Below are 14,424 nucleotides of genomic sequence, written 5' to 3' on the forward strand. Positions count from 1 at the left end.
TGGTTCCAAGGCGAACGCCATAGGGGAGTCCGATTGTCCAGCTGGGGGTGGGCGTGAGACTCATTCAGGACAGATTCCGGTAGTCGTCGAACGGGCGGTGGTTCAGAGACGGGGCACTACGATTGGCGCGAACGAGCGCCGCGATCACAACCCGGGGAAAGTGCAAAAAACGAACGGCCCCCGAAAAGTGTTCGAACAGGGTTCGGTTTCTAACTATTCTACGGTGTGAACGCTTGTTCGATTCGCAATCTACAATCGCGCTAGCAACCCCACGCTTTTCTTCTGGTTAGAGCCGATGTTCAAGTCTACTCCGTTTCTCCGTTTGATGGTGGCTTTCGCGATCGCACTGCATTTCTCGCTCGCCTCCGCCTGTGCCGAGTTTGCGATCTCGGTCGGCAGCGGAACCATCGACGCCGGCGGAGACTTGTTGCTGGAGATCGGTATCGAAAGCGACACCCCGCCTCAGGACTTGGCGGAGTTCGAGTTGATCCTGGAGATTACGCCGCTGAGCGCCGCCCCCGGCAGTTCGCTGGTGTTTGTCGAACCACAATCGGAGGCGTTTCTTGCCGACGCCGACTACATTTTTGCCGCGACCAGCGAATCGGTCATCGAAAACCTCCCTTCGACGCAAATCAACTCCGGCAATCGGATCACGCTTTACGACTTGAGCGTCGACGCCCTGGGAGATCCGATGAATGTTCCGGTGACCTCGGGGCACTTGCTGGCATCAGTCGACGTTCGCCACCAGCTGGGCGGGGCGATTCCGGTGGCAACCGCGGGCGACCAATTTGAAGTGAGGGTGGATTTGACGTCTTTTTTTACCGACGAAAGCGAGGCGGACCTCGATATCAGTGTCTCGCCGGGCGTGGTCACCGTCGGTGCCGTTGCGATTCCCGAACCGGGGGCGGCGGCCATGTTGATGCTCGCCTCCGCTGGGGTGTTTCTCCGGCGGCGGCGAAGCTAACGAAGCACTCGTCGTCCACCGCCGCTTCATTTTCGCTTGGGCTGGACAGTCGTTGTCCTCTCCGAGGTCGGTGGGGGGCGATGCGTCGCTTGTTCGCGTGCGCCGAGTTCGGAGAACACGGCGACTTTCCGAACGCGTCCACGCTCTGGCGAGCGTCGCTGCGGCAATCGTGGGGGCTGGCCAGCGCGGCAATCCCGTCCCATCGTGAAATCCCGTTCGGCGGGATGTTCCCAAACCAGGATGATTGCATCATCATTTGGGCACACATCGTTTGACCTTTCAACACATTTCGCCCATGCCCCTCGATCCAGATTTTGAGACCGCCCTGAAGAACCACTCCGTCGAACTTGATGGAGAGGTTGCCGAGCGTTTGCAGGCCTATGCCCTGGCGATGTGGAGCTGGAACGAAAAGTTGAACCTGACCCGCCACACGACGTGGGATTTGTTCGTCGGCCGAGACCTGCGGGATTGCCTGCAGTTGGCGCCGATCCTGGATCCGGGCGAAGAAGTGCTGGACTTGGGCAGCGGCAATGGCGTGCCGGGAATTCCGCTTGCGATCCTGCGACCGGACATCGACGTCTCACTGGCCGAATCGGTTGCCAAGCGGGCCAGCGTGCTGGGCGAGATGATTGCGGATTTGGATCTTCCCGTGCCTGTTTATTCGGCCCGCGGAGAAGACTTGTTAGAAGATTTCCGGTTCAGCAGCCTGGTTTGCCGTGCGGTGGGAAGCATCGCCAAGCTCTGCCGATGGATCGAGCCGCACTGGAGTAACGTCGACCGGATGTTGCTGATCAAGGGGCCGAAATGGATCCAGGAGCGCGGCGAGGCGCGTCACCTGGGATTGATGGGCAACCTGCAACTGCGCAAGGTGGCGTCCTATCCGCTGGGGGATGAAAGCGACGAAGACCAAGGCGCGATCGTCCAGGTCTGGCCCAAGGGGCGTGAGCTTGCGATGAAGATCAGCTGATATCGAAGCGGAACAGTGGGATAGGCTTCCAGCCTGTCATTGCGACGCCGACAGGCTGGAAGCCTATCCCACATTTCTGCATACCTGCCTTAGACGTAGTTGGGCGTCGGCGGGCGATAGTCACTCAGGTCGATCGATTTGAACCAATCGATCGTTTGCCGCAATCCATCGGCGAGTTTGATTTCCGGTTGCCAATCGAGTTCTTTCCGGGCCAGGGAAATGTCCGGCCGCCGCCGCGTCGGGTCGTCTGCCGGCAGCGGTCGTTGGACCAGCTTGCTGGACGATCCGGAGATTTCGATCACCTGTTCGGCCAATTCGCGGATCGTGAATTCATCGGGGTTGCCGATATTGACCGGGCCGGTGAAATCGTTGTGATTCATCATCGCGATGATGGCGTTGACCAGATCGTCGCGGAAACAGAACGATCGGGTTTGAGAGCCGTCGCCAAAGATCGTGATGTCTTCACCGGCCAGTGCCTGGCGAATGAAGTTGGACACGACGCGACCGTCGAAGGGGTGCATGCGGGGGCCATAGGTGTTGAAAATCCGAACGATCCGGACGTCCACGCCGTTGCTGCGGTGATAGTCCATGAACAACGTTTCGGCCGCCCGTTTGCCTTCGTCATAACAGGCTCGAATCCCGATCGGGTTGACACTGCCGCGGTAGGATTCGACCTGGGGGTGGATTTCGGGATCGCCGTAAACTTCGCTTGTGCTGGCTTGCAGAATCCGTGCGCCGCAGCGTTTGGCGATCCCCAGCATGTTGATCGCGCCCATCACGCTGGTCTTCATCGTCTTGATGGGGTTGAACTGGTAATGTCCCGGTGCCGCCGGGCACGCCATGTTGTAAATCTGGTCGACCTCCAAAAAAACCGGCAGTGTGATGTCGTGCCGGATGAGTTCAAAGTTTGGGAAATCGAGCAGGTGGGCGACGTTGCTTTTCTGACTGGTGAAGAAGTTGTCCAAACAGATGACATCGTGACCCTGGTCGACCAGTCGTTCGCACAGGTAGGAACCCAAGAATCCGGCTCCGCCGGTAACAAGAATGCGTTGAATCATTTGACGGATCGGGGAGGATGTGAAGAGGCACTCGTGGATGATTGGCGGATATCATGACGCGATTTCCGGCCGGAGACAAATTGAATAGAAATGAAGGCCTGCGTTTTTTGCAGAACGCTTTGATCACCGCCCGTCAAGACGATGGATGGATGCTTCAACGCCGGTCGATCTTGATCTTCTTCGCCAGAAGATGGGTTCCTGGCGCGTTCCACGCTCTGGCGGGTGTCGGGACGTCCAAACGGGACTGTTGTTCGGCTAAGGATCGATCAGTCGGTTGTCGATCAATCGCGTCGATCCCACCTTGGCGGCCACCAGCGCGACCGCTTGGTCTTGGATTTGCCGGATCGGTTGTAAGGTGACGGCATCGACGACCGTTGCGTAATCGATCGAATCGACGCCGTCATCGGGTCCGCCGGCCAAGAGCGTGGCGTGCATGATCCGTTCGACGGCCTCGGGATCGCGTTGGCCGTCCAGGACCGCTTTTTCGGCTTCCTTCAGCGCCGCGGACAGTCGCAGCGCGCGTGTCCGCTGGTCCGTATCCAGATAACGGTTCCGGCTGCTCATCGCCAGTCCGTCGGATTCGCGAACGGTGGGACAGCCGACGATTTCAATCGGCACATTCAGGTCGCGGACCATCGCCCGGATCACGCACAATTGCTGGTAGTCCTTCTGGCCGAAAAACGCGTGCGAAGCGGGCAGGATGTGAAACAGTTTCAGCACGATCGTGGCGACGCCTTGAAAGTGCGTGGGACGAAACGCACCTTCCAGAGACCGGGCGACGTCGGGCGGTTGAACCGTTGTGCTGAATCCGGGCGGATAGATCACGTCGCTTTGGGGCACAAACACGGCGGACACACCGACGCTGCGCAGCCCTTCCAGGTCGGCGTCAAGTGTTCGCGGGTATTGATCCAAGTCCTCGTGGGGAGCGAACTGCGTCGGGTTGACGAAAATCGTGGCCACCGTTTGGTCGCACTGGCCGACACTCGTCTTGGCCAACGACAGATGGCCTTCGTGGAGCGCGCCCATTGTGGGGACCAGGCCTACCGTTTGACCGTTGCGACGTGATTGCCAAACAAACTGGTACGCTTGTTCGGTCGTACTTAGAATCTGCATTTCGGTCGTCGGCTAAGGCAAGCTCGAAGTCGCTTCGTCGAGAACATGCTCGGCGACGAAAATCGGCAACGGCGGTGAGAAGGTGACGGCGACGGCGATCGCGTCGCTGGGCCGCGAATCGATCTCGATCATTTCGCCGTCGTCGGTCTCGACGCGCAATTGAGCGTAATACGTCTGGTTGCTCAAATCGCTGATCACCACGCTGTGAATCGTCCCGCCGAGCGCCTCGGCGGTGCGGACGATCAGATCATGGGTCAGCGGTCGCGGCGGTTGATAGCCATCTTCTTTGACGCGACGATCGATGTTGGTCGCTTCAAAAATGCCGATCAGGATGGGGAACTCACGCTCCCCATCGATCTCGCGCAAATAGATCACTTGGCTTTCGGTCAGCTCGGAAATGATGATCCGAGCAAGTTGCATTTGAACCGGCATTGCGGCGGACCAGAATGGGACTGGAATTCGTCAGACGTAACACTGGTTCTGAGTTTACCACCGATCGCCAGCTCGGGCACGATAGGGCAGACGCCTATTTTTCCATGCGGAACATCGTCACGCCCAGCGGCGGCAGGTTGACCAGAATGCTGTCGGGGCGTCCGTGGTGGCCTTCGCCGGTGGATTTGGCCCCCGGATAGTTGCCGACATTGGTCCCGCCGTAGCGTTCGCTATCGCTGTTGAAGATCTCTTTCCAGAAACCGCTCTTGGGAACACCGACGCGATAGTCTTTGCGGACGACCGGCGTGAAGTTACAGCAGACCAAGATCGGCTCGGTGCCCTCGAGACCTTTCCGCAAGTAGATCAGCGTGCTTTCCTGCCAATTCATGCAGTCGACCCACTCGAATCCGTCTTCGGTGAAGTCCAGCTGATGCAACGCCGGGTTCTTGACGACCAATCGGTTCAGGTCGGAAACCAATTCCTGCACCCCACGATGGGTTTCAAAGTCCAACAGCAACCAATCCGGACCGTCGTCATGGTTCCACTCGTTCCACTGTGCCAGCTCGCCGCCCATGAACAACAGTTTCTTGCCGGGGTGCGTCCACATGTACGAGTACAGCAGTCGCAGGTTGGCAAATTTCTGCCACATGTCGCCGGGCATCTGGCTGATCAACGACCCCTTGCCGTGGACGACTTCATCGTGCGAGAGCGGCAGCATGAAGTTTTCCGTAAAGGCATAGATCATGCTGAAGGTCAAATCGTTTTGATGATGCCCGCGGTGAATCGGTTCCTTGTGCATGTACGTTAGCGTGTCATTCATCCACCCCATGTTCCACTTGTAGGTGAAACCCAATCCGCCGTCGTAAATCGGGCGTGACACGCCGGGCCACGCGGTGGATTCTTCGGCGATGGTCACCGCACCGGGATGGTGTTCGTGAACGGCCACGTTGAATTCACGCAGGAAATCGATCGCTTCCAAGTTTTCGCGGCCGCCGTATTGGTTCGGGATCCAGCCGCCATCTTCACGGCTGTAATCCAGGTACAACATCGACGCGACCGCGTCGACTCGCAAACCGTCGATGTGGTACTTCTCCAACCAGAACATCGCGTTGGCGACCAAGAAGTTGCGAACTTCGTTGCGGCCGAAGTTGAAGATCATCGTTCCCCAGTCCGGGTGTTCACCCTGACGTGGGTCTTCGTGTTCATACAGCGCCGACCCGTCGAAACGCCGCAACCCGTGCGCGTCTTTGGGGAAGTGTGCGGGCACCCAGTCGACCAACACACCGACATCATGCTGGTGCAGGTAGTCGACGAAGTACATGAAGTCTTCGGGGCTGCCGTGGCGGCTGGTCGGGGCAAAGTAGCCGACCGTTTGATAGCCCCAGGATCCGGTGAAGGGGTGCTCGGTGACCGGAAGCAGTTCGACGTGGGTGAAATTCATTCGGTGGCAATAATCGACCAGCCGGTGTGCCAGGTCGCGATAGTCCAGCCAACCGTGCGTGCGTCCCGGCCCCTTTTGCCAGCTGCCGAGGTGACACTCGTAAACGTTCATCGGGGCGTGCATCGGGTCGGTCGCCGCGCGACGCTTCATCCAGACGTCGTCGTTCCACTGATGCGTGTCCAAATCGGTGATGATCGAAGCGGTCAGCGGCGGCAGTTCGGCGGCGAACCCGACCGGGTCCGTCTTGTCGATCCATTGGCCGTGCTGGTCCAGAATGCGGAACTTGTACTTCTGGCCCGCTTTCGCGCCGGGGATGAACAATTCCCAGATCCCGACCGACATGTCCAGTTTGGCGACATGACCGCGTCCGTCCCAGCCGTTGAAATCGCCCACCACCTGGACGATCCGCGCGTTCGGGGCCCAGACGGCGAAATTGACGCCGTCGATTTCGTCGACCGTCCGCAGCTGGGCGCCCAGCGATTCGTAAAGCCGGTAGAATTTTCCCTCGCCGAGCAGGTAGCGGTCGAAATCCGTCAGGATCGATGGCACGGCGTAGGGATCGTGCGTCTCGATGAGTTTGCCAGTTTTGTCAGCCATTTGAATTCGATAATTTGAGTGCGTCGAGGATGCCTGACCATCATTATGGCTGATCGCTGCCCCGTCGACCGCGTCCGAGCAGATTGCCTCAAAAAACCCCGCTGGATGCAGTTTACGCATCGGACGACGCTTGCCGCTGGGACGATCAACGACCCAAGCCGCCTGGGCATCGGGCAAAAAGCTGCGAACCGCCGTGGCCCGATTGCCGCGGTAATCGATCGTGTGCGGTCCGAGGATGGACGAGGGGTTTTCCAAATGACCGTCAACGAGTCGTCCGAGATCGGTGAGGGAAATCTGTGTGTGCATGTCGAAAAACAGGGGGTCCAAAAAGGTCAGGTCTGACGATCGGCCCGCAAAATCCATTGCGGGACCGTGAAGTTTGCCGAGTCGTGAATTGTGGGGGGACGGCCGCGGAGGCAGTCGTGGGGCACCGGAGGCAGCGCTGGCGTCAAAACGCCAATCGCCGAAAGCCCCCGGCACGGTGCATGGAATCGATTTCGGTGGGGCGGTGAGCCGGCCGGTCCTCAGGAGGGTTGCAGCTTAGGGAGATTGCAGGTCTTCGGCGGTGAATCGGCCGCGGCGACGCGTGCCGGATTGACTTGGGGCCGGGACCGCATCGCCGTTGATCAAACGCCGCAGCCGCGTGCTCGGCGCGGGAACCACGCTGCGGGCCCTTCGCAGCGGGGCGGCGGCATCGTTTGCCTCGCCTGCCGGCGAATCGATTCGGTAACGGGCCTGGTTTGGTGTGGTTTGCCGGGATCCGCCGCCGGCTGCCGCTCGGTCGTGACCGTGGCTGACCAGACAGGAGCTGACCAAACAGGCCTGGACGCGGTGAATCGCCAAAGCGTGGTCGACGCGTCGCCATAGGTCGGCGTGCTGCACCTCGATCCGCCGGCCGAAATGTTCCCAGCGAAAGTTGTTTTGACGCCAACGCGGCAACGAATTCGAAAGGGACCGAATCAAATAGCGGTTGTTGCTCAGCAGCGTCACCGCGCTGGGGCCTTCCAGCGATTCCAAGCCACGGACCGCGGCCAGCAACGTCAGCCGGTTCAGGTCGCCCAACTCATGGTCTTCGGCGTCCAGAATCAATTCCCCGTCGGCCGCTTCGAGTGTGAAACGCCATCGTCCATCGGTCAGCGAACGTGAGTAGGCTTCGCAAACGAGCAGGTAATCCGTTTCAATTGCTGGGGTCTGGTGGGAGGGGAGTCCAGAGGAGGGCACGGCAATTGGTGGATTATGGAGGGCTCGGTTTTGCGTCATCAGCGAAGGGCCGACGGGGTCGATTGGGAATGACAACTTCACGGCACGCAGCTCCATTGACGATGCTTCGGGAAGAAAACAGACTCGCGTCACATCCGCGAGTGGCTCAGGCATCCGGGCCGCCAAACCAGTGATCCATTCCATCGAGTGCGACGACGAGAATCGCCCGCAGGATTGGGAGGGGCAGGCACTCTCGTCGTGCAAGAATGAACTCGTCAAACTTTGCCACGCCGCCAAAGTTTGTCCAGCAGATTTTGTTTGCGCCGATTGATGCCCGCTGTCAGGACGCTACCATTCGCTACAATCGCGCCGCCTCGGATTCGAGTCGTTGGTGTTGGGCAGGACGACGTCCTTTCCAGCGGGGCGGCATCTCTTCGACGTAGCTGCGCTCGCCAGAGTAGGGAAGGCGCCGGAGATCCACCTTCTGGCGAAGGTAGCTACGTTCGCACGACGGCCCGGAAGAACCATGGAACACGGGAAGCGATCACCCAAAGCCTGCACGTCTACTCCTCCACTCCTCCACTCCTCCACTCCTCCACTCCTCCACTCCTCCACTCCTCCACTCCTTCACTCCTCCACTCCTTCACTCCTCCACTCCTCCACTCCTCCACTCCTTCACTCCTTCACTCCTTCACTCCTCCACTCCATGCCACGCCAATCCCAACGCCCCTGGTACCACGAAGGTCTGCGTTTCGAATGCACGCAGTGCGGTTTGTGTTGCAGCGGTGATCCCGGCTACGTTTGGGTCGATCAAGACGAAATCGATGCGATGGCCGAAGCGATGCAGTTGACGGTCGATGAATTCGAATCCCGATTCATTCGCCGTGTCGGCACCCAGCGAAGTCTACGTGAGTATCCCGATGGGGATTGTATTTTGTTGGATCCCGAACAACGAACCTGCATGGTCTACCAGGCCCGGCCGACCCAGTGTCGCACGTGGCCGTTTTGGGATTCCACCGTCGAGACGAAGAAGGCCTGGCGCGAGACCTGTGAGGAATGTCCCGGTGCCGGTACCGGAAAGCTTTACACGCTGGAAGAAATCGAAGTCCAGCGAAAGCAGAAAAAGGTGTAGGGGAACGTGGGATCGGCGTCCAGCCTGTCACGAACATGCCGACAGTTGGAAGGCTATCCCACCCAATCCTAATTTTGCCACTGGCAGATCTGGATCGCGTCGGCAGCCAAGTTGCCATCGAGCAATGGCGAGACTTCACCGCTGCGAATCGACTCGGCGGCCGCATCCAACTCCTTGACGAAGCTGGTGATCGGATCTCCATCGCCCAGATCGGGCCTTTCGACGCGACCGTCTTGATGCAGGATCACCAGCGGGATCGTCGCGGTGGTTTCGTCGGCATAGGCGGCGAATTCATATTGAATTGTCGCCTTTTCAAACGAAACCTCGTACCCGTGCGTGAATCCCCGCGCCGGAGAGTCGATGACACCGCCGCCGGCCGTCACCGGGCGGCCGTCGGCATAGCGGAACAGGGTTTCATAGAACTTGGGCACGCCGTCCTTGCGAACACAACTGCTTTCGACCGATTCGGGCATCCCGAACAACACGCGAATCAAATGGGCGTCGTGGACGTGCAAGTCGATCAGCGGTCCGCCGACGCTGGTCGGGTCATAGAAATCTGGAATCCAATCCGGCGGCGAAATGGTGCGTTTGAAACGCCCGGCGATCGGTTTGCCGAACCGCCGGTCATGGGCCGCATCGACCAACAATCCGAATTCGGGCATGAACGGCAGCACGTGGGCGACCATCACGTCACCCGGCGAACCGAGTTGTGCCAGACGTCGCGCATCGGCGGCGGTTAGCGCCAACGGTTTTTCGCACAAAACTTTCTTTCCCGCGGCGATCGATTTTTCGATCGCTTCGGCGTGCAGACTTGGCGGCAAACAAATGTCGATCAACTCGATCGAATCGTCCGCCAACATCGCGTCCAGCGAGTCATAAACGCCGAGGTCGGAAACGTCGATTTGTTCTCCCGCCGGGCCAAAGTTACCCTTGATGCCCGTCCAATCGCCGTTGCGTTTCGCCTCATTTCGACTGCAAAAAGCCACCAAGTCAGCTTGATCACTTCGCTGGTAAGCCAGATAGTGAATCCAGCCCATAAATCCGACGCCAACGATTCCCGCACGCATACGCTCTCTTGTCCTTTTCAAAGTAGGTTTCTCGGCCATTGTAGCCTCGAATCGTCGCCAACGAGTGCCAGCGTTCGATTCGTACCCGTCCCGGCGCGTCGAAATCTAACATTGATTCAGTTTTGCTTCCACGGTTCCACGATGAAACAATTCAACGCACTGACGCATCGTTTCGGCTTGATCGCATCCGCATGGTTGATTCTGTCGGCCGCTGTGGTCTGCCTCGCACAGGCCCCCGACGCCGGTCCTTGGCCGCAATGGCGCGGCCCCACGTCGGACAATCACGCCACAGCGGACGTCACGTTGCCACGTCACTGGGACCTGGGGACAGGGGAAGGCATCGCCTGGAAAACCAAGTTGCCCGGCCGCGGACATTCGACTCCGATTTTCGTCGGCGATGCGATTTTCTTAACCACGGCGGATGTCGATGCCGGGACACAGTCGGTGTTGGAACTTGACGCTCAATCGGGACAGTTGCGCGAGGAGTTCGTGTTGCACCGTGGCACGTTGCCGCGTCGCATCCATCCCAATAACTCGCATGCGTCCCCCTCGATGGCCTATGACGGGGAGCGACTGTTCGCATCGTTTCATACCGACGATGCAATCGTGCTGACGGCGCTTTCGACCGATGGCAGCCAGCTTTGGCAGCGGCGCGTCTGCGACTTCGAACCGGTCGCGTTTCAATTCGGATACGGTGCCAGCCCGATCATCGAAGACGATTTTGTCATCGTCGCGGCGGAGTACGACGGCCGGGACAGTGGGATCTATGCCTTCGATCGCGCCAGTGGCAAACCGGCGTGGAAAATCCCTCGGCCGACGAACCTGAATTTTGCTTCGCCGGTCGTGACCACGATCGCGGGAACACGACAATTGTTGATCGCCGGTGCGGAAACCTTTTCAGCCTACGATCCGGCGAAGGGCCGGTTGTTGTGGCAAGTGCAAACGACGACCGAAGCGATCTGTGGGACGGCGGTCTGGGATGACCGTCGCGTGATCGTCAGCGGGGGCAACCCCGAGGCGGGGACGTGGTGTGTGGCTGCCGACGGCTCGCAGAAATTGCTGTGGAGCAACCGGGTGATGTGCTATGAGCAGTCGCTGTTGGCGATCAAAAACTATCTGTTCGCGGTGGCCGACAACGGCGTGGCCTATTGCTGGCGGACCCAAGACGGCAAAGAAATGTGGAAGAGGCGTTTGTTCGGGGGCGGGATCAGCGCGTCGCCGTTGCTGGCCGATGGCCACGTGGTGGTCGCCAGCGAACGTGGCGAAGTGTTTGTGTTCATGGCGTTCCCGGATCGGTTCGAGTCGATGGCCACGATTCAAACCGGGGACTCCATTTTCGCCACCCCGGTCGCCGTCGGAAACCGACTGTATGTGCGCACCGGGATCAACGAATCCGGCCGCCGCCAGGAATACCTGATCGCGATCGGGCCGTGATCGTTGGTCGCACCGATCGTCGTCCGTCATCGAAATTGATAAACTGACGGTTGTATGGACAACGCCACGTTCTCTGATTGATTGACCGATGAAATTCCTTTGCTTTAGCGATCTGCACCGAAATCAAGAGGCGGCGCGCAATCTGGTGCGGCTTGCCGAAGACGTCGACGTCGTGATCGGTGCGGGCGATTTTGCCAACCGCCACGAAGGCCTGGCCGACACGTTGGACATCCTGGCGGACATCGACAAGCCGTCGATCTTGGTGCCTGGCAACGGCGAAACCGTCGATGAACTGCGTGTCGCGACGGCGGGGTGGAAGTCTGCAACGGTGTTGCATGGCGAGGGATGTGAACACGCCGGGGTGGCCTTCTGGGGCGTCGGCGGCGGCATCCCCGTAACGCCCTTCGGCGACTGGTCCTATGACTTTGACGAAACGCAGGCCACGGAGTTGCTTCAGGGGTGCCCGGAGCAAGGCGTGTTGGTCGTGCATTCGCCGCCGCTGGACACGGTCGATCGCGATAGTGGTCGGCGAGTCCGTGGCAGCGAGTCGATTCGCGAGTGTGTGCTCGCCAAGCGGCCGCGCCTGGTCGTCTGTGGGCACATCCATGACGATTGGGAAAAACAAGTCACGCTCGAATCCAGTCGGGTGCTCAACGCCGGCCCGCGCGGTGTGGTCGTCGAAATTGACTTTGATTGAGGCTATTGCCAGAACCGGTTCGTCGTCGATGCGTGGGGCAACGGGGCGGCGACAGCGGAGCTGCCGGGAAGCGCGTTCGGGGGCGGCAGGACCTTTGTCTTTGAAATTTGGACGGGTGGCTTTGCGACTCCGCCGGCGGTCCAAATCGACACCTGTTTCTTCAACCCGAGCGATGATTCAGCCGCTGGAATCGGAGGCGGCGTCACTGCCGGTGTTGGCACAGGGGCGACGGGCTGCGGAATCCGATGCGGTAGGATTTGACGCGGCGGTGCCGGCCGATACTTGGTCGCCGCGGGCGGACGATGGTGGTACCGGTAGGACGTCGATCGTTTCGTCGAGTTGCGACTGAAGTTGGCGTTTTTGTTGCTCGTGTAGAACGCGCCCATCCGCTTGTTCATTGGTTTGGCCCAGCCCCATCCGCTGTTCCCGCCGGCGACCGCCTGCTGCTCGGGCGACGATGCGGCTGTCAGGACGGTGAGAACGACGATCAGCGAGATGAAGAAGCGGCGATTCATGACGGTCCTGCTCTTGTCTTGGGGCAACTCGATGAAATGCACCAGCGGCGTTTGCCCTTGGCCGGTCCGCCGGGTAGCTAACTCGCCTAGCGGACCGAGCCCCAACATGTTACGGCATCGCCAAAAAAATCGACCAAAAAACGATTCCATTCCGCCCGTCGATCTGCCTTCCATCATTCTGCCCCGAATCATTCTGCCCAACCCTTGCCCGCCCCCCGTGCCGCGTTAAGATACAGTGAACCGTGAAAGCGATTTTGTGTCACTTTCCACGCCTCGATTACCGTCGACCGATCACGTGTCACCGTGGGCAAGCGGCGAAAATCGACCAGTCAGGGGGGCGACTTGGATTCGACCGGATGATTGGAAGCGTATGGTTGCGTGTCGTGGTTGATCAGTTGGCCACGTAAAAAGCTGATCAAACTTTTAATTGCAGATGAAAATCTCGCACTGGCTGCCTAATTACAGGCTGCCCGGACTGATGGGGGCTGCCAGAGTCGCCTGAAAGTCCGTCACAATTCTGGATCGCCCGCCGTCCTACTCGAGACGCGGCGGGTTAAATCAGATTCGAGTTAGCGAGCCGCGTAGTCTGTCGAGCAGCGCCGCGGTAAGCGAAACGAGTTTCGGCTCATAACCGCTCGACTACACACGTAGACGCCGTCGTGGACGCATCGCGGGACGAGGGTTCAATTCCCTCCGCCTCCATCGATCAAAGGCTGCTTTCGATCCGATCGAAAGCAGCCTTTTTGTCATTTGCCCGGCACCAGCCCCAGCGAAGTTGCTCGCTTCGGCGAGGTCGGGATTTTGATGGTGGGAGCCCACGCAGAACGCGATGAAGAGTTTTTCATCGGACGCGTCATGCCTTGCCTGGGAAATCCCACGGGTGCCTGTCATGCATCAGCGAAACGATGGGGATCAGCTTTCCTCAAAAACTGCGACGCCGTTCTGACTGATCGCCGAATCGGTATCGATCGTCAGGACACCGAGTTGGGGGCTGTAGATCGCCGTTCCCAGCCCGGTCTTCTTGGCGGCCTTATTTCCGGAGAAATTGCTGGCCGCGATCACGACCGATCCGCCGCTGTTAAAGATGCCACCACCGTTTCGTCCGGAAACGTTGTGGTTGAAACGCACACCCGAGACGTTCACCGTTCCGCCGTCGTTGAAGATTCCGCCTCCATCAAGACCGGCCTCGTTCTGAATGAACTTTCCACCAACGATGGTCAGTTCCGATGCCGGGCCATTGTTGTCGATGGCGCCTCCTTGAGTGGCAGCGAAATTCTGTTGGATAATCGTATCCGTGACAGTCAGGTTCGCACCAAAGGTCAATCCGACATTCTCGATTGCTCCGGCCCGGCCGACGGTGAAGTTATATTGGGGATCGAGTCCAAGTGCTTGATTGCCGCGGATCAGGGTGTCATTGATTGTGACGTCACTGCGGTAGTTAAGCAGCGCACCGGCATTTTGATTTGCCGTGTTTTTGAGAAGATCGACGTTGGTCAGCGCGGTCCTGGCAAAGTTATTCAGAATGCCAGCGCCGAAGGATCCGCGGTTACCGGCAATCGTGCTGTCGGTTACCGTCAGATCACCGCGATCGTTGAAGATGCCGGCGCCATCGGTGGAGGTGTTGCCTTGGATCGTGGAACCGTCGAGTGTGACCACAGAAGCCACCGAGGTTTGGAAAATGAACAACCCTCGGGGGCAAAACTCTGTCAGGCTGAGATCGTTGTGCCCCCGTCATTTTGCCCATTATTCGCTGCCCGATCGTTCAATTTGGTGCCACCAAAGAGTAGAACCGCTGTCCTCAGCTGTT

At 59.2% G+C, this 14,424-nt stretch carries 14 protein-coding genes and 1 other RNA gene; 7 read left to right on the top strand and 8 right to left on the bottom strand.

Features of this window, described 5'->3' with window-relative positions; translation table 11 throughout:
- Positions 1 to 295: 295 nt before the first annotated feature.
- The 3 genes from H1B37_RS18965 (at position 296) to H1B37_RS18975 (ending at position 1,931) form a co-directional block, all read left to right on the top strand.
- Positions 296 to 964 carry a PEP-CTERM sorting domain-containing protein gene (locus H1B37_RS18965; RefSeq protein WP_182868238.1) on the top strand — a complete coding sequence of 223 codons (669 nt, stop codon included), beginning with the start codon at positions 296 to 298 and terminating at the stop codon, positions 962 to 964.
- An 80-nt stretch (positions 965 to 1,044) separates the two neighbouring features.
- Complete coding sequence (locus H1B37_RS18970) at positions 1,045 to 1,239, top strand: hypothetical protein (protein ID WP_182868239.1); 195 nt, start codon at positions 1,045 to 1,047, stop codon at positions 1,237 to 1,239.
- A 20-nt stretch (positions 1,240 to 1,259) separates the two neighbouring features.
- Complete coding sequence (locus tag H1B37_RS18975) at positions 1,260 to 1,931, top strand: 16S rRNA (guanine(527)-N(7))-methyltransferase RsmG (protein WP_182868240.1); 672 nt, start codon at positions 1,260 to 1,262, stop codon at positions 1,929 to 1,931.
- Between the two features lie 89 nt (positions 1,932 to 2,020).
- On the opposite strand, the gene H1B37_RS18980 is transcribed toward H1B37_RS18975, so the two are convergent.
- The 5 genes from H1B37_RS18980 to H1B37_RS33925 form a co-directional block, all read right to left on the bottom strand.
- The gene (locus tag H1B37_RS18980; protein WP_182868241.1) at positions 2,021 to 2,989 is read right to left on the bottom strand and encodes a UDP-glucuronic acid decarboxylase family protein; all 969 of its coding nucleotides are present in this window, start codon (positions 2,987 to 2,989) and stop codon (positions 2,021 to 2,023) included.
- 255 nt (positions 2,990 to 3,244) lie between these two features.
- Positions 3,245 to 4,102, bottom strand: coding sequence for a pantoate--beta-alanine ligase (gene panC, locus H1B37_RS18985; protein ID WP_182868242.1), 858 nt, complete (start codon positions 4,100 to 4,102; stop codon positions 3,245 to 3,247).
- A gap of 12 nt (positions 4,103 to 4,114) precedes the next feature.
- Positions 4,115 to 4,534 (bottom strand): bifunctional nuclease family protein, encoded by a 420-nt coding sequence (locus H1B37_RS18990; protein ID WP_182868243.1) that lies wholly within the window; start codon positions 4,532 to 4,534, stop codon positions 4,115 to 4,117.
- Between the two features lie 94 nt (positions 4,535 to 4,628).
- A complete protein-coding gene (gene glgB, locus H1B37_RS18995; protein WP_182868317.1) occupies positions 4,629 to 6,878 on the bottom strand; it encodes a 1,4-alpha-glucan branching protein GlgB in 2,250 nt (749 codons plus the stop codon).
- Positions 6,879 to 7,112: 234 nt separating this feature from the next.
- Complete coding sequence (locus H1B37_RS33925) at positions 7,113 to 7,793, bottom strand: ribonuclease HI (protein WP_353620866.1); 681 nt, start codon at positions 7,791 to 7,793, stop codon at positions 7,113 to 7,115.
- A gap of 685 nt (positions 7,794 to 8,478) precedes the next feature.
- Here H1B37_RS33925 and H1B37_RS19005 point away from each other — a divergent pair.
- Positions 8,479 to 8,904 carry a YkgJ family cysteine cluster protein gene (locus H1B37_RS19005; protein ID WP_182868244.1) on the top strand — a complete coding sequence of 142 codons (426 nt, stop codon included), beginning with the start codon at positions 8,479 to 8,481 and terminating at the stop codon, positions 8,902 to 8,904.
- Between the two features lie 68 nt (positions 8,905 to 8,972).
- Here the strand turns inward: H1B37_RS19005 and H1B37_RS19010 are convergent, their stop codons facing one another.
- Complete coding sequence (locus H1B37_RS19010; protein WP_182868245.1) at positions 8,973 to 9,971, bottom strand: Gfo/Idh/MocA family protein; 999 nt, start codon at positions 9,969 to 9,971, stop codon at positions 8,973 to 8,975.
- Between the two features lie 141 nt (positions 9,972 to 10,112).
- On the opposite strand from H1B37_RS19010, the gene H1B37_RS19015 reads away from it, so the two are divergent.
- Together H1B37_RS19015 and H1B37_RS19020 are read left to right on the top strand one after the other, a co-directional pair.
- A complete protein-coding gene (locus H1B37_RS19015) occupies positions 10,113 to 11,405 on the top strand; it encodes an outer membrane protein assembly factor BamB family protein (protein ID WP_182868246.1) in 1,293 nt (430 codons plus the stop codon).
- 88 nt (positions 11,406 to 11,493) lie between these two features.
- Positions 11,494 to 12,102: a metallophosphoesterase family protein gene (locus H1B37_RS19020; protein ID WP_182868247.1), complete on the top strand. Its 609-nt coding sequence runs from the start codon at positions 11,494 to 11,496 to the stop codon at positions 12,100 to 12,102.
- A 2-nt stretch (positions 12,103 to 12,104) separates the two neighbouring features.
- On the opposite strand, the gene H1B37_RS19025 is transcribed toward H1B37_RS19020, so the two are convergent.
- Positions 12,105 to 12,725, bottom strand: a complete 621-nt coding sequence (locus H1B37_RS19025; RefSeq protein ID WP_182868248.1) for a hypothetical protein — start codon at positions 12,723 to 12,725, stop codon at positions 12,105 to 12,107.
- A gap of 225 nt (positions 12,726 to 12,950) precedes the next feature.
- On the opposite strand from H1B37_RS19025, the gene ssrA reads away from it, so the two are divergent.
- Positions 12,951 to 13,322: a transfer-messenger RNA gene (ssrA, locus tag H1B37_RS19030) on the top strand.
- 207 nt (positions 13,323 to 13,529) lie between these two features.
- On the opposite strand, the gene H1B37_RS19035 is transcribed toward ssrA, so the two are convergent.
- A complete protein-coding gene (locus H1B37_RS19035) occupies positions 13,530 to 14,282 on the bottom strand; it encodes a hypothetical protein (protein ID WP_182868249.1) in 753 nt (250 codons plus the stop codon).
- Positions 14,283 to 14,424: the final 142 nt, after the last annotated feature.

The organism is Stieleria mannarensis (assembly GCF_014154935.1).
Classification (GTDB): domain Bacteria; phylum Planctomycetota; class Planctomycetia; order Pirellulales; family Pirellulaceae; genus Stieleria; species Stieleria mannarensis.